Consider the following 19289-nt stretch of genomic DNA (forward strand, 5'->3'; position numbering starts at 1 on the left):
TCTAGCCTCTTTCATCTGGGCGGGTGCCAGGCACCCGCGGTAAACGTTCGTCGAGCAGCTGGTGCAGTGCGCTATCCGTCGGCCAGTTGCGCAGGAAGCGCGCACGGTCGCGGGCATAGGCGCGGGCGAAGCTCGCGTCTCGCGAGTGGCGTTGCATGGCATCGAGGTCGATCAACGACCACTGCCCACCTTCGCCCTGCTCCTGCCAGAACAGGTTGTGCCCCTTCAGATCGCCATGGCTGATGCGTTCACGCACCAGCGCCGCGAACAGTCTGTCCAGGGCTGCAAGGTCTGTTTCCGGCGGCAGGCCGCCCCCCTCCGGTTGGTCCAGGTAGGGTTTGAAACGGGCGATTATATCCTGACCCGCCAGGTAATCGGTAATCAGGAAGGCCGGGCCGCGCAGCCACAGCCAGCGTCGCTCGATCACCGCCAACGGCTTGGGCGTGGCAATGCCGAGGAAGTCCAGGCGGTTGCCCTCGCGCCAGGAAGCCCAGGCGCGAGTGGGGCGCCAGAAGCGCTTGAACCAGTGCAGCAGGTTCTTGATGTTGTAACGTTTGATGACCAGCGGCCGGCCAGCGTGCTCGACCCGCGCCACGGTCGCCGCGCCGCCAGTCTTGTAGATATGGCCCTTGGCGATGAAGGCATCGGGGGCGGCCAGCAGCGGCTGCAGCCCCTCCTCCTCCTCCCGACGCACCGCGCGCAGGCCGAACGGCCCCTTGAACACGCTGAACAGGCTGCAGTCACGGGCGATCTTCTTCATCAGATCGCCGACGCGCCAGCGTCGAACCCTGGCGATTTCCTTCTGCAGGGCCTCCAGCGGCAGCGCGTGCTCGCCGTTGGCCAGCAGATAGTGGATCAGCAGCTCTTCGAGATAGGGATCGAGACTGGCCGGCAGTTGTGCGAAGAACACGCCCAGGTTTTCCAGCACGTGCTTGCGCGACAGCGGCTGGCCGGGCGTTTCCGCGCGGATGCCGGCGCCGTCGATCAGGTACAGCTTGCCGGCGTGGCGCAGCAGGTTGTCCAGATGCAGGTCTTCCTGCCACAGGCCCTTGGCGTGCAACTGGGCAATGGCGGTCAGCGCCTCGGCGATGACGGCGGTCTGGCCGCCGGAGAGCAGCGGCTCGCCTTCCACGGCGCGCCAGGCGTCCCAGAGACTCTGGGCGTTACCGAGGAACTCGAAGAGCAGCCAGCCACCCTCGCCGTCCTTCAGTCCGTCAGCCAACAGCGCCGGCGTGCTCAGGCCCTGCTCGGCGAGCAGGCGCACACCTTCGCGCTCACGCTGGAAGTGCCGCGCGGCCTTTGCGCCGACCAGCAACTTGGCCAGCACCGGGCGGCCGCGCCAATTGGCCGCGCCGACATAGCGTTGTCCGGGCAGTACGCGCAGCAGGCTGTCCAGGCGCAGTTCGGCACTGCCGGCGCCATCTTCCAGCTCGACGCGCAGCGGCAGCGCGGGGGTGCGACCTGCGTCGCGCAGGGCAGACAGCCTCATGCGAGGCCATCCTTCTTCTTGCGCCGGGCGCCGAGACGGCGATACCAGTCATCCACTTCCGGGCCGCTGGCCGCGGTGCCGAGATAGGCCGCCAGCAGGTTGCGCACGTCGCCCTCGCTCCAGTCCGGCGCGCGGCGCAGCAGCGGCTCGAGGTCGCGCACGCGGTCGCGCCAGCCGAACCACAGCGGGCGGGTCTTCTCCAGGTCGATCAAGGTTGCCTCGAAGGCCTCCTCGGTCTCGCGCAGGAAGATGTGCTTGGGATAGAAGCAGCCGTGCATCTGCCCGGCCTCGTGCAGGCGGCGGGCGAGCATGCCGCAAGCGTGCAGGATGGCCTGGCGACGCTCCGGTGCCAGATTGGACCAGCCTTGCAGGTGGCCATCCAGGTCGCGCCAGCCGTCCAGGGCGCGGGTCATCAGGATCGCCCGGCGCTCGCCGGCGACCTGCCGCGCGCCAAAGAAGGCGGCCTGCATCGACGGAATGCCCAGCTGCTGGTAGCGCTGGATATTACGGAACTCGCGGCTGAAGGTCGGCTCGCCCAGCGGCCGGGTCAGGCTACGGGTCAGGTGGTTGCTCTGGCGCTTGAGGTAGTAGGCGGTGCCGTCCAGCTCCAGGCGATAGACGCTGCTCCAGCCACCGCGCTCGGTGTTGGGCTCGTCCACGGCTTCCAGCTGCAGGTTCCACAGGGCATCGAAATCGGCCAGGGCGTTGCGCTCGAGCAGCATCTGGTCGTCGCTGGCAATGAAATCCTTCACTTACGTCCCTCGAAGAAATGGACGATGCGACGCACGCGCTGCTTGTCCGTGGCGTTGAATCGCTCGCGGCGCCGGCACAGCCGCTGGAGCTGCAGGCGCTGGATGTACGGCAGATGATACCTGGCGGCCTTGTCGAAGATCGCCGAGCCCTGGGAGACACGCTCGCCGGGTGCGAACAGCGCCTCCAGGACCGGGTGCCGGCAGTCGGCCTCGAGTGCCCGACGAGCCATCAGAGCAGGTCCCCATAACGTTGCTTGCGGTCGTAAAGCTTGGCTGCCTTGCGTTCCAGCCAGGCAAGCAGCGCTGCTTCGTCGCGCAGGATGTCGCGCAGCGCCTTGCCAAAGTAACCCCGCAGGAAGCGCAGCTTGTCGCGACGTGTCAGGCCGATGTCCAGCGCGGAGAAATACAACGCCGCCAGATCCTTGTTGCGCCAGCGGCACGGCGTCGCGGCGCGGGTCTGGGCGCGGTGCAGGTCGATCACCGACAGGCGCAGGTCGTCGGCGCTGATCGGGCGATCGGTGTGCAGCAGGAAATGGCAGATGTAGCAATCGCGGTGGTTCACCCCGGCGCGGTGCATGGTGCCGACCATCTTCGCCACTTCAGCGATCAGCGCGCGCTTCAGGCGCGGCGCAGGCGGCTGCTGCAACCAGTCGAGGGAGAAAACTTCCAGGTCGGTGGTCGGCGCCAGCTCCTCGGTGATGATGAAGGAGTGCTGCGCGGCCGGATTGCCGCCACGCTCGCCATAGGCCACCGCAGTCATGGTCGCGACACCGGCCTGGTGCAGGCGCTCCAGGGCACGCTGCTCCTGGCCCGCGCCGAGCACGGGAAGCTTGACGCTGAACAGGTTCTTGACGATCTCGCCCCAGCCGATGCCGCGGTGGATCTTCACGAAATAGCCGCGCCCGTCGACTTCGGTGCGCAGCGTGCGGCGGCCTTCCAGTTCACGGTAGACCTTGCCTTGCAGGCGCTCGACCTCGACGAAGGGGTCCTTGCCCGCCCACAGGCGCTTGAAGGGTTCTTGCAGTTCGAGCTTCATGCACGCTCCCGCAGAATCAGGTCGGCAGCGTGCTGGGGCATGCTGTAGAGATCGGCGGTTTCGGCGAAGGCCAGGCCATTGCGCGACCACTCGGCGCGCGCGGCGTTGTCTTCCAGCATGTCCTTGAGCATGGCGTTGAAGCGTTCCTGCTCGAAGGGCGACGCCACCACCCGACCGGCGTTGGCCTCGTCGATGTAGTGGGCATAGCCGCAGACATCGGTGACCAGCACCGGCAGCCCCGCCACCACCGCCTCCAGCAGCACGGTGCCGGTGTTTTCGTTGTAGGCCGGATGGATCAGCAGGTCGGCGCCGAGCAGGAAGCGCGGAATGTCACTGCGGCCCTTGAGAATCTGCACGTTATCCGACAACCCGAGCGCCTTGACCTGCAGCTGGAACGGCTTGGGATCATCCTGGCCGATGGCGATCAGCCGGGTGCGCTTGCGCAACGAGCGCGGCAGCGCGGCCAGCGCCTTGAGGCTGCGGTCCAGCCCCTTGGTCTTGAAGCCGGAACCGATTTGCGCCAGAAGCAGCTCGTCATCCGCCAGCTTGAACTCACGGCGGAAGTCGGCACGAATCTCGGCAGCATTGGCCGGCGCGCGGCGGTCCAGGGCGATGCCCGGCGGCAGCAGGTGGAAGCGCTCCGCCGGGGTGCCGTAATGCTTGACGAACAGCGGTTGCTGCACCTCGGAGATCATCAGGATCTCGGTCTTCGACTGCGGCGAGAACACCGAGCGCTCGTAGTCGGCGAAATGCTTGTAGCGGCCAAAGCGGCGGTAGAGCGGGTTGCGCAGGGTCTGCGCCTTGTCCTCGAAACAGCCGTCGGCGGCATAATAGAGGTCCAGGCCCGGCATCTTGTTGAAGCCGATGATCCGGTCCACCGGCGAGCGCGCGAGATCGGCAGCCAGCCAGGCGCTGAACTTCGCGTTGCGGCGATGGTTGAACAGCGCCTTCACCGGCGCCACGCGCACGTCGAAACCAGGCGGCACTTCGCCTTCCCAGATCGGCGTATAGACGCGGATGGCATGACCGCGCTGCTGGCACTCCAGGGCGATACGCATGAAGTCGCGCTGCAGCCCGCCGAACGGGAAGTACTTGTAGAGGACGAAAGCGAGGGTCATCGAAGCGTCTCCGGAGCCAGCAGCAGAGCCTCCAGTTGGGTCGCCACGCGCTGCGGGTTCAGGCGCGTGAAGCACAGGGGCTGTTCTTGCCGCAGGTCGAACTGGCGCTTGTCTTCGGCCGTCGGCTGGTAGGTACAGGTCTTCTGCAAACAGGGCGCGCAGGGCCAGTCGCTGGCCAGGTGCACCTGCGAGCGTCCGTAGGCGCCGGTCAGGCCCGGGTTGGTCGGACCGAACAGCGAGAGAGTCGGCACATCCAGCGCGGCCGCCAGATGGCCGAGCCCGGTATCGACCGCCACGCAGGCGGAAGCGCCAGCCAGCACCTTGGCCATGCCCGCGAGGGACAATCTGGGGAGTACCGAGGCATTTTCCAAGCCCTGGGCCAGCCGCTCGGCGCGCTCACGCTCGGCGTCGTTGCCCCAGGGCAGGCGCACCGACCAGCCACGCTCGCCCATGCGCTCGACCAGCTCGCGCCAGTAGGCCTCGGGCCAGTGCTTGGTCACCCAGGTGGTGCCATGCAGGAACACCAGGTACGGACCACCTTCCACTGAGTCCAGCAGGCGGCTGCGGTCCAGGCCGTAGTCGCCGGTGCCGGCGGGCAACGGGTAATCCAGCGCCTGGGCGAACAGCTGGCGCACGCGCTCGACGGCGTGCTGCTCCCAGGCGACCGGATAGGTGCGGCGGTAGAAGCGGCTGGCGGACGGCTCGCGGGCGGACTCGCGGCTCAACCCGGCAACCGGGGTGCGGTGGCGTACGTAACGGGTTAGCCAGGCGCTCTTGAGCAGGCCTTGGGCGTCGATCACCAGGTCGTAGTCGACTTCCTTCAGGCGCCGCTTGAGGCGGCTCCACTCGCCGTTCTTGAATGTCTGCCAGAGATTCTTGCGCCAGCGGCGGATCGCCACCGGGATGACCTGAGCCACCGCCGGGTGCCAGGCGGGAATCTCGGCGAAACCTTCCTCGACCACCCAGTCGAACTGGATGCCGGGAATGGCGCGGGCGGCGTCGGTGAGCGCCGGCAGGGTATGGATGACGTCGCCCAGGGACGACGTCTTGATCAGCAACACCCTCATTCAGCGCTTTCCACATCCACCGGGTCGCCGACCAGACGGTCCAGCGCTTCGAGCACCGGACTCGGCTTGAGTTCGCGCAGGCAGTTGTAGTGGCCGAAGCGGCACACGCGGTCGAAGCAGGGGCTGCAGTCCAGGCCCAGGCGGACGATTTCCACGTGCTCGGCCAGCGGCGGGGTGAATTGCGGCGAGGTGGAGCCGTAGACCGCCACCAGCGGGCGGTTCAGGGCAGCGGCCACGTGCATCAGGCCGGAATCGTTGGTCACCACGGCGCCAGCGCAGGACATCAGGTCGATGGCTTCGGCCAGGGCGGTCTCGCCGGCCAGGTTCACCGACTCCTCGCGCAGACCGGGGATCAGCCGCGAGCGGATGTCCTCGCCACCGGGGTGGTCGTTCTTCGAGCCGAAGATCCACACCTGCCAGCCGGCGCGGATCTTGGCTTCCGCAACCTTGGCGTAGTACTCCGCCGGCCAGCGCTTGGCCTCGCCGAACTCGGCGCCGGGGCACAGGGCGAGCACCGGGCGATCCAGGCTCAGGCCGAACTTGGCCAGGGCGGCATCGCGGCTCTGCGGCTCGATGGACAGGCGCGGCTGTGGATAGGGTTGCGCAAGCTCGGCGTCCGGCTCGTAGGCCAGGGCCATGAAGCGCTCGATCATCAGCGGATAGCGCTCTTTATCCAGCGCACGGATGTCGTTGAGCAGGCCGTAGCGCATCTCGCCCTTCCAGCCGGTGCGCTTGGGGATGCCGGCGAAGTACGGCACCAGCGCCGACTTGAGCGAGTTCGGCAGCAGGATGGCCTGGTCGTATTGGCCCTTGAGGGATTTGCCGATGCGCCGGCGCGCGGCGATATCCAGCACGCCGTGGCCGAGCGGGAAGCTCAGGGCCTGGCGCACTTGCGGCATGCGCTCGAGGATCGGCCGGCTCCAGTCGGGCGCCAGCACGTCGATCTCACAGTCGGGATGGCGCTGCTTCAGGCAGTGGAACAGCGTCTGCGCCATCACCATGTCGCCCACCCAGGAGGGGCCTACGATCAGAATTCTCATGCGTTTTCCAGAAACGACCGGGGAGGCTCTCGCCTCCCCGTACTCCATTCTTCCGGCCGCGCGGCGCAGGCCTTTACGGTCGGGTGCCGAGCATCGAATGCCCGCAGTCTAGCCCAGCCGGCGCGCCGGCCGGGCGGATTTCGTCACTCCCTGTGACCTGGCGCAGCGCCAGCAGTGGCCAGTCCTGTTCAGGTTCCTGCCCCCGTCGACAACCCCGACGACCTGGCCGGCCATCGCCATTCTTGCCAGCTGGTCAGGGGAGTTCGCGGGGAAGCCGGGGGACTCAGGTCAGCTCGAAGGCCTTCCACATCGTCATCACCATGCGGCGTTCCGCATGGAAGTGGTCGCCGCTCACGACGCCCGGCTGCTTCTGCAGGGACAGCCGATGGGCCGCCGCGCGGTAGGCCCGGTAGGCATCCTGCAAGCGAAGGACATCTTCACCGGACATCAGGCCGACCCGCTCCAGGCCATCCAGAATGCGGATGTTGTCGGTGAACTCCAGCAGCTCCGGGTGCTGCCACGACCAGGCCAGGGCTGCGTATTGCACCATAAATTCGATATCGACGATACCACCGGCATCCTGCTTGAGATCGAACGGCGCCGCGGCTTCGAAGGCATTTTTTGCGGTGCCGGCGGCCGTGCCGGGGGTCCCCAGGTTGTCGCGCATCTTGGCGCGCATCTCACTGACTTCCTTGCGCAACTCGGCCAGGTCGCGCTGCTGGCCCAGCACCTTCGCTCGGATCGCCTCAAAGGCGCCGGCCACGCGCTTGCAACCGGCCAGCACGCGGGCGCGCACCAGCGCCTGGTGCTCCCAGGTCCAGGCCTCGCCCAGCTGGTAGGCCTCGAAGGCGCGCAGCGAGCTGACCAGCAGGCCCGATGCACCGCTGGGGCGCAGCCGCATATCTACCTCATAAAGAGTGCCGGACGGCGTCTGCGCGGTGAGGAAGTGGATGATCTTCTGCCCCAGGCGGGTGAAGAACTGCGCGCCGTCGATGGGCTTGGCGCCGTCGGTCTCGCTCTGCGGGTCGCCGTCGTGGATGAACACCAGGTCCAGGTCCGAACCATGCCCCAGCTCCAGCCCGCCGGACTTGCCATAGCCGATGATGATGAAGTCCGGATCGCAGGGCGTGCCGTCGGCGCGGGTCGGCCGGCCGTGGCGCTGCACCAGCTGGTCCCAGGCCAGCGCCAGCACCTGTTCGAGGATCGCCTCGGCCAGCCAGGTCAGGTAGTCGCTGACCTTCATCAGCGGCAGGGTGCCGGCGATCTCCGAAGCCACCACGCGCAGGGCGTGGGCCAGCTTGAAGTGGCGCAGAGTCTCCATCTGCTGCTCGAGGTCGTCCTCGGGGATACGCATCAACCGCTCGCGCAGCTCGGCGCCCAGTTCCGCAGCTTGCGGCGGACGGAACAGGCGGCCTTCATTCAACAGCTCGTCGAGCAGGATCGGGAAGCGCACGATCTGTTCAGCCACCATCGGGCTGGCCGCGCAAAGCGTCAGCAGTCGCTCCAGTGCGCCGGGATTCTCGGTGAGCAGCACCAGATAGGCCGAACGCCGCGCCACCGCTTCGATCAGCGGCAGCACGCGCTCCAGCAGCACATCCGCCGGCCCGCGCTCGGCAATCATGTTCAACAGGCGCGGCATGAAGGCGTCCAGCCGCTCCCGGCCCAGGCGCTGCATCGCGCGCACCTGCGGGCCATTGCGCAGGTCGGTCAGGCGCTTCCAGGCCGCCGCCGGCTGGGCGAACCCGGCATCGGCGAACTGCCGGCAGGCGGACTCCTCGTCCACCGCCTCTTCCCACAACGGAATCCACTCGCCACCGATGGTGGTGTCGACCTTGCCGTCCTCGTCTTCATCCGGATCAGCGATGACCTGGTGGAAATGCCAGTCGATACGCTCGCGCCAGTGATTTATGGCGTCATGGAAGGCCGACCAGTTGGCGAAGCCCATGATGAAGGCAACGCGGATACGCTCCAGCTCATCCTCGGGCAGCATCTGCGTCTGCCGGTCGGCGATGGCCTGCAGGGCGTGCTCGGCGTAGCGCAGGAACTCGTAGCCCTCGCGCAGCTCGGCGACCACCGGCCCCGGCAGGTAGCCCTGCCCTTCGAGAATCGCCAGCACCCGCAGCAGCGGCCGCTGTTGCAGGCTGAGGTCGCGACCGCCGTGGATCAGCTGGAAGGCCTGGGCGATGAACTCCACCTCGCGGATGCCACCGGCACCCAGCTTGATGTTCTCGCTCATGCCCTTGCGCCGGACCTCCTGCTGGATCAGCTGCTTCATGGTGCGCAGCGCCTCGATGGCGGAGAAGTCCAGGTAGCGGCGGTAGACGAACGGCCGCAGCATCTCCAGCAGGCGCTGGCCGGCATCCTGGTCGCCGCCAACCACCCGCGCCTTGATCATCGCGTAGCGTTCCCAGTCACGGCCCTGGTCCTGGTAGTACTGCTCCAGCGCGGCGAAGCTGTAGACCAGCGGGCCGCTGGAACCATAAGGACGCAGGCGCATGTCGACGCGGAAGGCGAAGCCCTCGACGGTGATGGCGTCCAGCGCCTTGATCAGCTTCTGCCCCAGGCGGGTGAAGAACTCCTGGTTGTCCAGCGCGCGCTTGGCGCCCTGGGTCTCGCCGCCCTCGGGGTAGCCGAAGATCAGGTCGATGTCCGACGAGAGGTTCAGCTCGCCCGCCCCCAGCTTGCCCATGCCCAGCACGATCAGCTGCTGCGGCAGTCCGGAGCGGTTGCCGATGGGCGTGCCGAACTGCTGGCAGTGGCGGACGTACAGCCATTGATAGGCCTGGTCGATACAGGCATCGGCCAGGCCGGACAGGTCGCGGCAGGTGCCGGCGAGGTCGCTGCGACGGGTCAGGTCGCGCCAGATGATGCGCACCTGCTGGCGCCGACGGAATCGGCGCAGGCGGCGGCCCAGCTCGTCCTCATCGGCACACTCGTGCAGCAGCGCCTCCAGCTGGGCCTGCAACTCGCCCGGCTGCAGGCCACGTTCCAGTTCGCCGGACGCGGCGAGCTCCAATAGAAAGGCAGGATCGCGCTGCACCTGCTCGGCGACGAAATCGCTGCCGGCGGTCACGCGAGCGAAATCGGCATGCCGCTCGTCGGGCCAGGCATCGAAGCTGGCGATCTGTTCGGGGGAAAGCTGGGAAACGGCGGAGCGGAAATTCTGCTCCGCCCGCTCGGCGAGGGGCTTCAGCGTGGCCGGCACAGCGGCCAGGGACGGCAGGCTCATGTTCTATCCTGAGGGGTCGGCGAGGCGCCGGCATTCCTGTCTTTTCGCGCCCCTGTAGTTTTACTACTAACTTTTTCTGGCGGAGGGATGTATCCGCCAGCGATTTGTAGTAAAACTACAACCCGCCGGGCGCACCCCCGGTGTACTTCCAAGAATTCGCCGCGTCGCCCACGAGGCCGGCGCAGCTATCGGCAACGATCTACTGGCTTCCGATTCTGGAAGCCTTTCCGCCCTGGAGCAAGCCATGCAAGACCTTGATCCCGTCGAAACCCAGGAATGGCTGGACGCCCTGGAATCGGTCCTGGACCGTGAAGGTGAGGAACGCGCCCATTACCTGATGACCCGCATGGGCGAACTGGCTACCCGTACCGGTACCCAACTGCCCTACGCCATCACCACGCCGTACCGCAACACCATTCCGGTTACCCACGAAGCCCGCATGCCTGGCGACCTGTTCATGGAACGCCGGATCCGCTCCCTGGTGCGCTGGAACGCCCTGGCGATGGTGATGAAGGCCAACAAGAACGACCCGGATCTGGGCGGCCACATCTCCTCCTTCGCGTCCTCCGCGACCCTGTACGACGTAGGCTTCAACTACTTCTTCCAGGCCCCGACCGACGAACACGGCGGCGACCTGGTGTTCTTCCAGGGCCACGCCTCCCCCGGTGTCTATGCCCGCGCCTTCCTCGAAGGCCGCATCACCGAAGACCAGCTGAACAACTTCCGCCAGGAAGTGGACGGCAACGGCCTGTCTTCCTACCCGCACCCGTGGCTGATGCCGGACTTCTGGCAGTTCCCGACCGTATCCATGGGTCTGGGCCCGATCCAGGCGATCTACCAGGCGCGCTTCATGAAGTACCTGGAAAGCCGCGGCTTCATCCCCGCCGGCAAGCAGAAGGTCTGGTGCTTCATGGGCGACGGCGAGTGCGACGAGCCCGAATCCCTGGGCGCGATCTCCCTGGCCGGCCGCGAGAAGCTGGACAACCTGATCTTCGTCATCAACTGCAACCTGCAGCGCCTCGACGGTCCGGTTCGCGGCAACGGCAAGATCATCCAGGAACTCGAAGGCGTGTTCCGTGGCGCCGAGTGGAACGTCAACAAGGTGGTCTGGGGTCGCTTCTGGGACCCGCTGTTCGCCAAGGACACCGCCGGCCTGCTGCAGCAGCGCATGGACGAGGTCATCGACGGCGAATACCAGAACTACAAGGCCAAAGACGGCGCCTACGTGCGTGAGCACTTCTTCGGCGCGCGTCCGGAGCTGCTGGAGATGGTCAAGGACCTCTCCGACGAAGAAGTCTGGAAACTCAACCGTGGCGGCCACGACCCCTACAAGGTCTATGCGGCCTACCACCAGGCGGTCAACCACAAGGGCCAGCCGACCGTCATCCTTGCCAAGACCATCAAGGGCTACGGCACAGGTTCGGGCGAAGCGAAGAACATCGCGCACAACGTCAAGAAGGTCGACGTCGAGTCCCTGAAGTCGTTCCGCGACAAGTTCGACATCCCGATCAAGGACGCCGAGCTGGAAAACCTGCCGTTCTACCGTCCGGAAGAAGGCAGCGCCGAGGCCAAGTACCTGGCTTCCCGTCGTGCCGCCCTGGGTGGCGTGATGCCGGTTCGCCGCGAGAAGAGCTTCCAGGTCCCGGCTCCCCCGCTGGATACCCTCAAGGCCATCCTCGATGGCTCGGGCGACCGCGAAATCTCCACCACCATGGCCTTCGTGCGGATCATCTCGCAGCTGGTCAAGGACAAGGAACTCGGCCCGCGCATCGTCCCGATCGTACCGGACGAAGCCCGTACCTTCGGTATGGAAGGCATGTTCCGCCAGCTGGGTATCTACTCCTCCGTCGGCCAGCTGTACGAGCCGGTGGATAAAGACCAGGTGATGTTCTACCGCGAGGACAAGAAAGGTCAGATTCTCGAGGAAGGCATCAACGAAGCCGGCGCCATGTCCAGCTGGATCGCCGCGGGTACCTCGTACTCCACGCACAACCAGCCGATGCTGCCGTTCTACATCTTCTACTCGATGTTCGGCTTCCAGCGTATCGGCGACCTGGCCTGGGCGGCCGGCGACAGCCGTGCCCATGGCTTCCTGATCGGCGGCACCGCCGGCCGTACCACCCTGAACGGTGAAGGCCTGCAGCACGAAGACGGTCACAGCCACCTGCTGGCGGCGACCATCCCGAACTGCCGCACCTACGATCCGACCTACGCCTACGAGCTGGCGGTGATCATCCGCGAAGGCTCGCGCCAGATGATCGAAGAGCAGCAGGACATCTTCTATTACATCACCGTGATGAACGAGAACTACGTCCAGCCGGCCATGCCCAAGGGCGCAGAGGAAGGCATCATCAAGGGCATGTACCTGCTCGATGAGGACAAGAAGGCCGCCGCACACCACGTGCAGCTGCTGGGCTCGGGCACCATCCTGCGTGAAGTCGAAGCCGCCGCGAAGATCCTGCGCGAAGACTTCGGCATCGGCGCCGACGTCTGGTCGGTACCGAGCTTCAACGAACTGCGCCGCGACGGCCTGGCCATCGAGCGCTGGAACCGCCTGCACCCGGGTCAGAAACCCAAGCAGAGCTACGTCGAAGAGTGCCTGGCCGGCCGCAAGGGCCCGGTGATCGCCTCTACCGACTACATGAAGCTCTACGCCGAGCAGATCCGTCAGTGGGTTCCGAGCAAGGAGTACAAGGTGCTGGGCACCGACGGCTTCGGCCGCAGCGACAGCCGCCGCAAGCTGCGCGACTTCTTCGAAGTGGACCGCCACTGGGTCGTGCTGGCCGCGCTGGAAGCCCTGGCTGATCGTGGTGATATCGAACCCAAGGTCGTGGCGGAAGCCATCGCCAAGTTCGGCATCAACCCCGAAAAACGCAACCCGCTGGACTGCTGAGGAGAGGCACGATGAGCGAACTGATTCGTGTACCCGACATCGGCAATGGCCAGGGTGAAGTCATCGAACTGCTGGTCAAGGTCGGCGACACCGTCGAGGCCGACCAGAGCCTGCTGACCCTGGAGTCGGACAAGGCCAGCATGGAGATCCCCTCGCCCAAGGCCGGCGTGGTGAAGAGCCTGAAGGTCAAGGTGGGCGACACCCTGAAGGAAGGCGACGAGATCCTCGAGCTGGAAGTCGAGGGTGGTTCGGCGGCTGCCGAAGCGCCCAAGGCCGAGGCTCCGGCTCCGGCTCCGGCCGCAGAGGCTCCGGCCGTTGCCCCGGCTCCGGCTCCGGCTCCGGCTGCCGCACCAGCCGCCGGCGCCAGCGTCCAGGACATCCATGTCCCGGACATCGGCTCGGCCGGCAAGGCCAACGTCATCGAAGTCATGGTGAAAGCCGGTGATGCGGTCGAAGCCGACCAATCGCTGATCACCCTGGAGTCGGACAAGGCCAGCATGGAAATCCCCTCGCCGGTTGCCGGCGTGGTGGAAAGCGTGTCGATCAAGATCGGTGACGAAGTCGGCACCGGTGACCTGATCCTCAAGCTCAAGGTGGCGGGCGCTGCTGCCCCGGCCGCCGCGCAAGCTCCGGCTGCTGCTCCGGCTCCGGCCGCTGCTCCTGCCGCCGCCCCGGCTGCCGCAGCGCCGGCCAAGGCTGCGGAAGCCGCTCCGGTGGGCGCGCCCAGCCGTGACGGCACCAAGGTCCACGCTGGTCCCGCCGTGCGCATGGTCGCCCGCGAGTTCGGCGTCGAGCTGGGCGAAGTGAAAGGCACCGGTCCGAAAGGCCGCATCCTCAAGGAAGACGTGCAGGCGTTCGTGAAAGAACAACTGCAACGCGCCAAATCCGGCGCGCCGGCTGGCGCTACCGGTGGCGCGGGAATCCCGCCGATCCCGGAAGTCGACTTCAGCAAGTTCGGCGAAGTGGAAGAAGTGGCGATGACCCGCCTGATGCAGGTCGGCGCCGCCAACCTGCATCGCAGCTGGCTGAACGTGCCCCACGTGACCCAGTTCGACTCGGCCGACATCACCGAGATGGAAGCCTTCCGCGTGGCCCAGAAAGCCGTCGCGGAAAAGGCTGGCGTCAAGCTGACCGTGCTGCCGATCCTGCTGAAAGCCTGTGCCCACCTGCTCAAGGAAATGCCGGACTTCAACAGCTCCCTCGCCCCCAGCGGCAAGGCGCTGATCCGCAAGAAGTACGTGAACATCGGCTTTGCCGTGGACACTCCGGACGGTCTGCTGGTCCCGGTGATCAAGAACGTCGACCAGAAGAGCCTCCTGCAGCTCGCCGCCGAAGCCGCCGAACTGGCCGAGAAAGCGCGCACCAAGAAGCTCTCCGCCGACGCCATGCAGGGCGCCTGCTTCACCATCTCCAGCCTCGGCCACATTGGCGGCACCGGCTTCACGCCGATCGTCAACGCGCCGGAAGTGGCGATCCTGGGTGTCAGCAAGGCGACCATGCAGCCGGTATGGGACGGCAAGGCCTTCCAGCCGCGCCTGATGCTGCCGCTGTCGCTGTCCTACGATCACCGCGTGATCAACGGGGCGGCCGCCGCGCGCTACACCAAGCGCCTGTCCGACCTGCTGGGTGATATCCGCACCCTGCTGCTGTGACGGCAAATGGTCTACGGGCTCGCGAGCTAGAGCGGAGCAAGGCGGAAACTGAAGGGGACGCGGAGTTTGCCAAGGCAAATGAGCAGTCCGCTTCAGTTTCCAACGCAGCTCCGCCGACGCGCAGCAGACCGTAGGCCGTTTGCAAGTGTTGTAAGGGGCTGGCCCCGCGCCTGCCCTTCCTCTCGACGAGCACGCCACGCTCGTACTCTCCAGCCCTGCCGGATGGCGGGGCTTCTTTTTGTCCGCAGCCTCCAGACCGGCGTCTTTATGCCGCACCCGCCCCCGCCTCAACTTCGTCGTGTGACTGCCGATACAGTCCTGGCTTGTCAGCGCCCCACGCCTCATGCAAATCTTGCCAAAGCCCATAGAATTCGGTTGAGGCAATGCACCTCTCCAGCACCTGGAAATCACGCCGCGCATGAAGAGTCATCCCGATGCCACCAGCCGTTCGGTGGCCGAGGTTGTCACGCAGCTCCCCGTCCCTTCGCGGCTGGGGTTGTTGCGCTTCGAGCGCTTGAACGAAGCCAGCTGGACCCTGCTGTTCCTCGACCCAGGCTGCGAACGCCAGATCGGCGTGCCCGCCCAGGACCTCTGCGGCATCCTCGACTCGCCCTACGCCAGTCTGATGGAGCCCGAGGCGCGCCATCGCCTGCATGAGCAGGTCCAGCAGCAATTGCTCCAGAGTGGCCACTACCAGGTGCGCTACTGCCTGCACTCGCCGCGCGGCCCACTGAACATCCTGGAAGTCGGCGAAGCCTTCCAGCAGCACGGCCGGCAACTGCTGCACGGCTTCATGCTGCAGGACGGGGTCGATACCCAGGCGACCGAGGCAGACCCTCGGCTCCTGGACCTGGAAGCCCAGAACCTGCGCCTGAAGATGTCGCTGGAGATGTACCAGCGTTCCCAGGACGAACACCTGCAGCACCTGGTGCGCTCGCGCACCCAGCAGAACCTGATCGTGCGCCTGGCGCGGCACCGCTACCTGTCCAGCGACCCGCTGCTGGAAGCCGCGCAGCTGATCGCTCAGGCGGCCTGCGAAGCCTATGACGTGGCCCGCGCCGGCATCTGGCGCCTGCATCCGGACAATCGCCTGGAGGCGGTCACCGTCTACCGCCGCGACATGGACCAGTACGAGAAGCCACAGGACATCGACGCCAGCAACTTCCCCCACTACCTCGACGCGGTCCACAGCGGCCGCGCCATCGACGCCCACAACGCCATCCAGGACCCGCGCACCCAGGAACTGGCCAAGCGTTACCTGCACCCCCAGGGCGTCAACGCGATGCTCGACGCCACCATCCGCGTCGGTGGCGAAGTGGTCGGCGTGCTCTGCCTGGAGCATGTTGGCGAAGTGCGCATGTGGCAGAGCGACGAGATCGCCTTCGCCGGCGAGCTGGCCGACCAGTACGCCCAGGTGCTGATGAACCACGAGCGGCGCAACGTTTCCAGCGCCCTGCACCTGTTCCAGCGCGCCGTCGAGCAGAGCGCCAGCGCTTTCCTGCTGATCGACCGTGACGGGCTGGTGGAGTACGTCAACCCGAGCTTCACCGCCATCACCCAGTACGGCGCCGACGAAGTCCGAGGCCGACGCCTGCCGGAGTTGCCGGCGCTGGCCAACCTCAGCGATCTGCTGTTCGACGCACGCTCCACCCTGGTCACCCAGAACAGCTGGCAGGGCGAGTTCCGCAGCCGCCGGAAGAACCTCGAGCCTTACTGGGGCCAGCTGTCGCTGTCGAAGGTCTACGACGACAAGGGTGAGCTGACCCACTACATCGGCATCTACGAAGACATCACCCAGAGCAAGCTGGCGCAGCAGCACATCGAGAAGCTCGCGTACCGCGACAACCTCACCGGGCTGGCCAACCGGCACTTCTTCATCAGCGCCCTGGAAGAGCGCCTGCAGGCCGGCAGCAAGCACTCACTGGGCCTGCTGCTGGTGGACATCGACAACTTCAAGCGAATCAACGACAGCCTCGGCCACCAGACCGGCGACAAGCTGTTGGCCAACCTGGCCCGGCGCCTGCGCAGCAGCCTGAGCGACAACACCACCCTGGCGCGCTTCGCCAGCAACGAATTCGCCGTGCTGCTGGAAGAGTCCGTGGCCGGCCGCGGCGAGAAGATCGCCGAACAGATTCTCGACGTGCTCGACAAGCCGCTGTTCGTCGACAACCAGCTGATCAGCATCACCGGCTCCATCGGCATTGCCTACGCGCCAGAGCACGGCCACGACCCGCAAACCCTGATGAAGCACGCAGGGCTTGCGCTGCACAAGGCCAAGGCCAACGGCAAGCACCAGGTGCAGACCTTCACCGAGGCGATGACCGCCGAGGCCAGCTACAAGCTGTTCGTCGAGAGCAACCTGCGCCGCGCGCTGGTGCAGGACGAACTGGCGGTGCATTACCAGCCCAAGCTGTGCCTGCGCAGTGGCCAGCTGCTCGGCCTGGAGGCGCTGCTGCGCTGGCAGCATCCGGAAAAGGGCATGATCCGCCCGGACCAGTTCATCAGCGTGGCGGAGGAAACCGGCCTGATCATCCCCATCGGCAAGTGGGTGATCCGCCAGGCATGCCGCCAGGTGCGCGACCTCGCCGCCAAGGGCCTGGGCGATCTGCACATCGCGATCAACCTGTCGCCCAAACAGTTCAGCGACCCCGATCTGGTCGGTTCGATCGCCGCGATCCTCCAGGAGGAAGGCATCCCCGCCGACCAGATGGAGCTGGAGCTCACCGAAAGCCTGCTACTGGACGCCACCGACGACACCCGCCAGCAGCTGGAAAGCCTGAAGAACCTCGGCCTGACCCTGGCCATGGATGATTTCGGCACCGGCTACTCGTCGCTGAGCTACCTGAAGAAATTCCCCATCGACGTGATCAAGATCGATCGCAGCTTCATCAAGGACATCCCCGACAACCAGGACGACATGGAAATCACCTCGGCGGTGATCGCCATGGCCCACAACCTCAAGCTGCAGGTGGTCGCCGAAGGCGTGGAGACCGCCGCCCAGCTGGCCTTCCTGCGGCGCAATCGCTGCGACATCGGCCAGGGCTACCTGTTCGACAAGCCGATTCCCGGCATCGATCTCTCCTCCAGTCTGCAGCGCTATCCCTGCCGCCCCAATTGAGCCCCGCAGCGGGCGCAAAACGCTGTAATCTTCGGCGAGTACCCGAGTCTATTGCCGCCCCTATTCAGAGGAGACGAATGCCATGACCCTGCGCTCGCAAATACTTGCCCACAAGCTGGAACTGCCCAGCTCCGCCCAGGCCTTGCCGGGGCGCGAAAGCCCGATGCCGGTGCCGGAAACGCATTACGTCAATGGCCGCCCGCTGAGCGCGCCCTTCCCCGCCGGCCTGCAACAGATCGTCGTCGGCCTCGGCTGCTTCTGGGGTGCCGAGCGGCGCTTCTGGCAACAGCCAGGCGTGTGGGTGACCGCCGTGGGCTATGCCGGCGGCCTGACCCCGAACCCCACCTACGATGAAGTCTGCTCCGGCCTGACCGGCCACAGCGAAGTGGTGCTGGTGGTCTTTGACCCACGCGAAACCAGCATCGAGGCGCTGCTCAAGGTGTTCTGGGAGTCCCACGATCCGACCCAGGGCATGCGCCAGGGCAACGACACCGGCACCCAGTACCGCTCGGCGGTCTACTGGTTCGACCAGGCACAGAAAGCCGCCATCGAAGCCAGCCGCGCGGCCTTCCAGAAGGAACTCGGCGCCAAGGGCTACGGCGAGATCACCACGGAAATTCGGGAGGTGCCACCGTTCTACTACGCCGAGGCCTACCACCAGCAGTACCTGGCGAAGAACCCCAACGGTTACTGCGGCCTGGGTGGCACCGGCGTGTGCCTGCCGGCGTAAGCGCCTTGCGCCGGGGACAATGCCCGGCACCTCGTAGGAGCGGACCTTGTCCGCGAATCGCGGGCATGGCCCGCTCCTACAGGGAAGCTCCCTACCGGCCGCCAACGTAAGAGCGGACTCCGTCCGCGATCAACGCCGAGCCAGGGACATCGCGAATAGATACGCTCCTACGAACAGCACCAAGAAAAAGCCCCGGCCGTTGCCGGGGCTTTTTTTCATTCGGAAATCAGCCAGTCCAACTGCCAGCTGCCTTCGCTCTGCGCCAGCGTGCCCGCCAACCAGGGCAGCAGGCCACGCAGCTCCTCGTCCAGCGGCCACGGCGGGTTGGCGATGACCAGCCCGGAACCGTTCAGGCGCTCGGCCGTATCCGCTGGATGCACGCACAGCTCGGCACGCAGCAGCTTCGGCGCCGAACTGTTCTCCAGGCGCTGGTAGAAGCGCTTGAGCTGACGACGGTCCTTGATCGGATACCAGATGGCGACCACGGTCTGGCGCATGCGGCCAATGGCTTCGTCCAGTGCGGCTACGCAGCGCTCCAGGTCGTCGCCCTGTTCGAACGGCGGGTCGATCAGCAGCACGCCACGCTTCTCGGACACCGGCAGGAAGGCGCGCGGAAGCAGCCAGCCATCGCCCTGGTGCACGGAGATGCGGCGTTCCCCACCCATGTTCGCCTTGAGCAGGCGGCCGTCTTCGGGGTGCAGCTCGTTGAGCAGCACGCGATCCTGCGGGCGGGTCAGGCGACGCGCCAGCTCGGGCGAGCCGGGATAGAACTCCAGCCCGCCGTCGGGATTGAGCGCGCGCACCACCTCCAGGTAGTCCTGCACCAGCTCCGGCAGGTCATCGCGCTCCCACAGGCGACCGATGCCCGACTCCCACTCGCCGGTACGGCTGGCTTCGTCGCCCAACAGGTCATACAGGCCGACACCCGAATGGCTGTCGAGGTAGGCGAAGGGCGTGTCCTTGCGCGCCATCAGCGCGACGATTCGCGCCAGGGCGATGTGTTTGAACACGTCGGCGTGGTTGCCGGCGTGGTAGGCATGGCGGTAGTTCATGGATGGCAGACTCCTCAAGGCGCGCAGTTTAGGTCCTGTGGCGGGTACGGTGCGAGTCCGTCGTCGCCGGGAGCCCGCCGGGAGCCAAGTGTTTTAGCCATTTATCACGCTCA

General features: G+C 66.2%; 13 protein-coding genes. 4 read left to right on the forward strand and 9 right to left on the reverse strand.

The window, feature by feature from the left end; genetic code table 11:
* Position 1 precedes the first annotated feature (1 nt).
* The 8 genes from GA645_RS25690 to glnE all read right to left on the reverse strand — a co-directional run bounded on the left by GA645_RS25690 (position 2) and on the right by glnE (position 9731).
* Complete coding sequence (locus tag GA645_RS25690) at positions 2-1489, reverse strand: lipopolysaccharide kinase InaA family protein (protein ID WP_152226705.1); 1488 nt, start codon at positions 1487-1489, stop codon at positions 2-4.
* A complete protein-coding gene (locus tag GA645_RS25695) occupies positions 1486-2241 on the reverse strand; it encodes a lipopolysaccharide kinase InaA family protein (protein WP_152226707.1) in 756 nt (251 codons plus the stop codon). The genes GA645_RS25690 and GA645_RS25695 overlap by 4 nt, the downstream gene beginning before the upstream one ends.
* Positions 2238-2471, reverse strand: coding sequence for a hypothetical protein (locus tag GA645_RS25700; protein WP_152226709.1), 234 nt, complete (start codon positions 2469-2471; stop codon positions 2238-2240). Before GA645_RS25700 ends, GA645_RS25695 begins: the two co-directional genes overlap by 4 nt.
* Positions 2471-3277 carry a lipopolysaccharide core heptose(I) kinase RfaP gene (gene rfaP / locus GA645_RS25705; protein WP_152226711.1) on the reverse strand — a complete coding sequence of 269 codons (807 nt, stop codon included), beginning with the start codon at positions 3275-3277 and terminating at the stop codon, positions 2471-2473. Before rfaP ends, GA645_RS25700 begins: the two co-directional genes overlap by 1 nt.
* On the reverse strand, positions 3274-4395 hold the full coding sequence (locus tag GA645_RS25710) for a glycosyltransferase family 4 protein (RefSeq protein ID WP_152226713.1): 1122 nt from the start codon (positions 4393-4395) through the stop codon (positions 3274-3276). Before GA645_RS25710 ends, rfaP begins: the two co-directional genes overlap by 4 nt.
* A complete protein-coding gene (gene waaC / locus GA645_RS25715) occupies positions 4392-5462 on the reverse strand; it encodes a lipopolysaccharide heptosyltransferase I (RefSeq protein ID WP_152226715.1) in 1071 nt (356 codons plus the stop codon). The genes GA645_RS25710 and waaC overlap by 4 nt, the downstream gene beginning before the upstream one ends.
* Complete coding sequence (gene waaF / locus GA645_RS25720; RefSeq protein ID WP_152226717.1) at positions 5459-6502, reverse strand: lipopolysaccharide heptosyltransferase II; 1044 nt, start codon at positions 6500-6502, stop codon at positions 5459-5461. The genes waaC and waaF overlap by 4 nt, the downstream gene beginning before the upstream one ends.
* A gap of 283 nt (positions 6503-6785) precedes the next feature.
* Positions 6786-9731, reverse strand: coding sequence for a bifunctional [glutamate--ammonia ligase]-adenylyl-L-tyrosine phosphorylase/[glutamate--ammonia-ligase] adenylyltransferase (gene glnE / locus GA645_RS25725; protein WP_152226719.1), 2946 nt, complete (start codon positions 9729-9731; stop codon positions 6786-6788).
* A gap of 244 nt (positions 9732-9975) precedes the next feature.
* On the opposite strand from glnE, the gene aceE reads away from it, so the two are divergent.
* The 4 genes from aceE (at position 9976) to msrA (ending at position 18124) form a co-directional block, all read left to right on the forward strand.
* Positions 9976-12624 carry a pyruvate dehydrogenase (acetyl-transferring), homodimeric type gene (gene aceE, locus GA645_RS25730; protein WP_152226721.1) on the forward strand — a complete coding sequence of 883 codons (2649 nt, stop codon included), beginning with the start codon at positions 9976-9978 and terminating at the stop codon, positions 12622-12624.
* An 11-nt stretch (positions 12625-12635) separates the two neighbouring features.
* The gene (gene aceF, locus GA645_RS25735; RefSeq protein ID WP_152226723.1) at positions 12636-14276 is read left to right on the forward strand and encodes a dihydrolipoyllysine-residue acetyltransferase; all 1641 of its coding nucleotides are present in this window, start codon (positions 12636-12638) and stop codon (positions 14274-14276) included.
* Between the two features lie 418 nt (positions 14277-14694).
* Positions 14695-17394: a bifunctional diguanylate cyclase/phosphodiesterase gene (locus GA645_RS25740; RefSeq protein ID WP_152226725.1), complete on the forward strand. Its 2700-nt coding sequence runs from the start codon at positions 14695-14697 to the stop codon at positions 17392-17394.
* Positions 17395-17476: 82 nt separating this feature from the next.
* Positions 17477-18124 (forward strand): peptide-methionine (S)-S-oxide reductase MsrA, encoded by a 648-nt coding sequence (gene msrA, locus GA645_RS25745; RefSeq protein ID WP_152226726.1) that lies wholly within the window; start codon positions 17477-17479, stop codon positions 18122-18124.
* Between the two features lie 215 nt (positions 18125-18339).
* Here msrA and GA645_RS25750 read toward each other — a convergent pair whose 3' ends face one another.
* Positions 18340-19176: a 23S rRNA (adenine(2030)-N(6))-methyltransferase RlmJ gene (locus GA645_RS25750; protein WP_152226729.1), complete on the reverse strand. Its 837-nt coding sequence runs from the start codon at positions 19174-19176 to the stop codon at positions 18340-18342.
* Positions 19177-19289: the final 113 nt, after the last annotated feature.

The organism is Pseudomonas sp. SCB32 (genome assembly GCF_009189165.1).
Lineage (GTDB): Bacteria > Pseudomonadota > Gammaproteobacteria > Pseudomonadales > Pseudomonadaceae > Pseudomonas.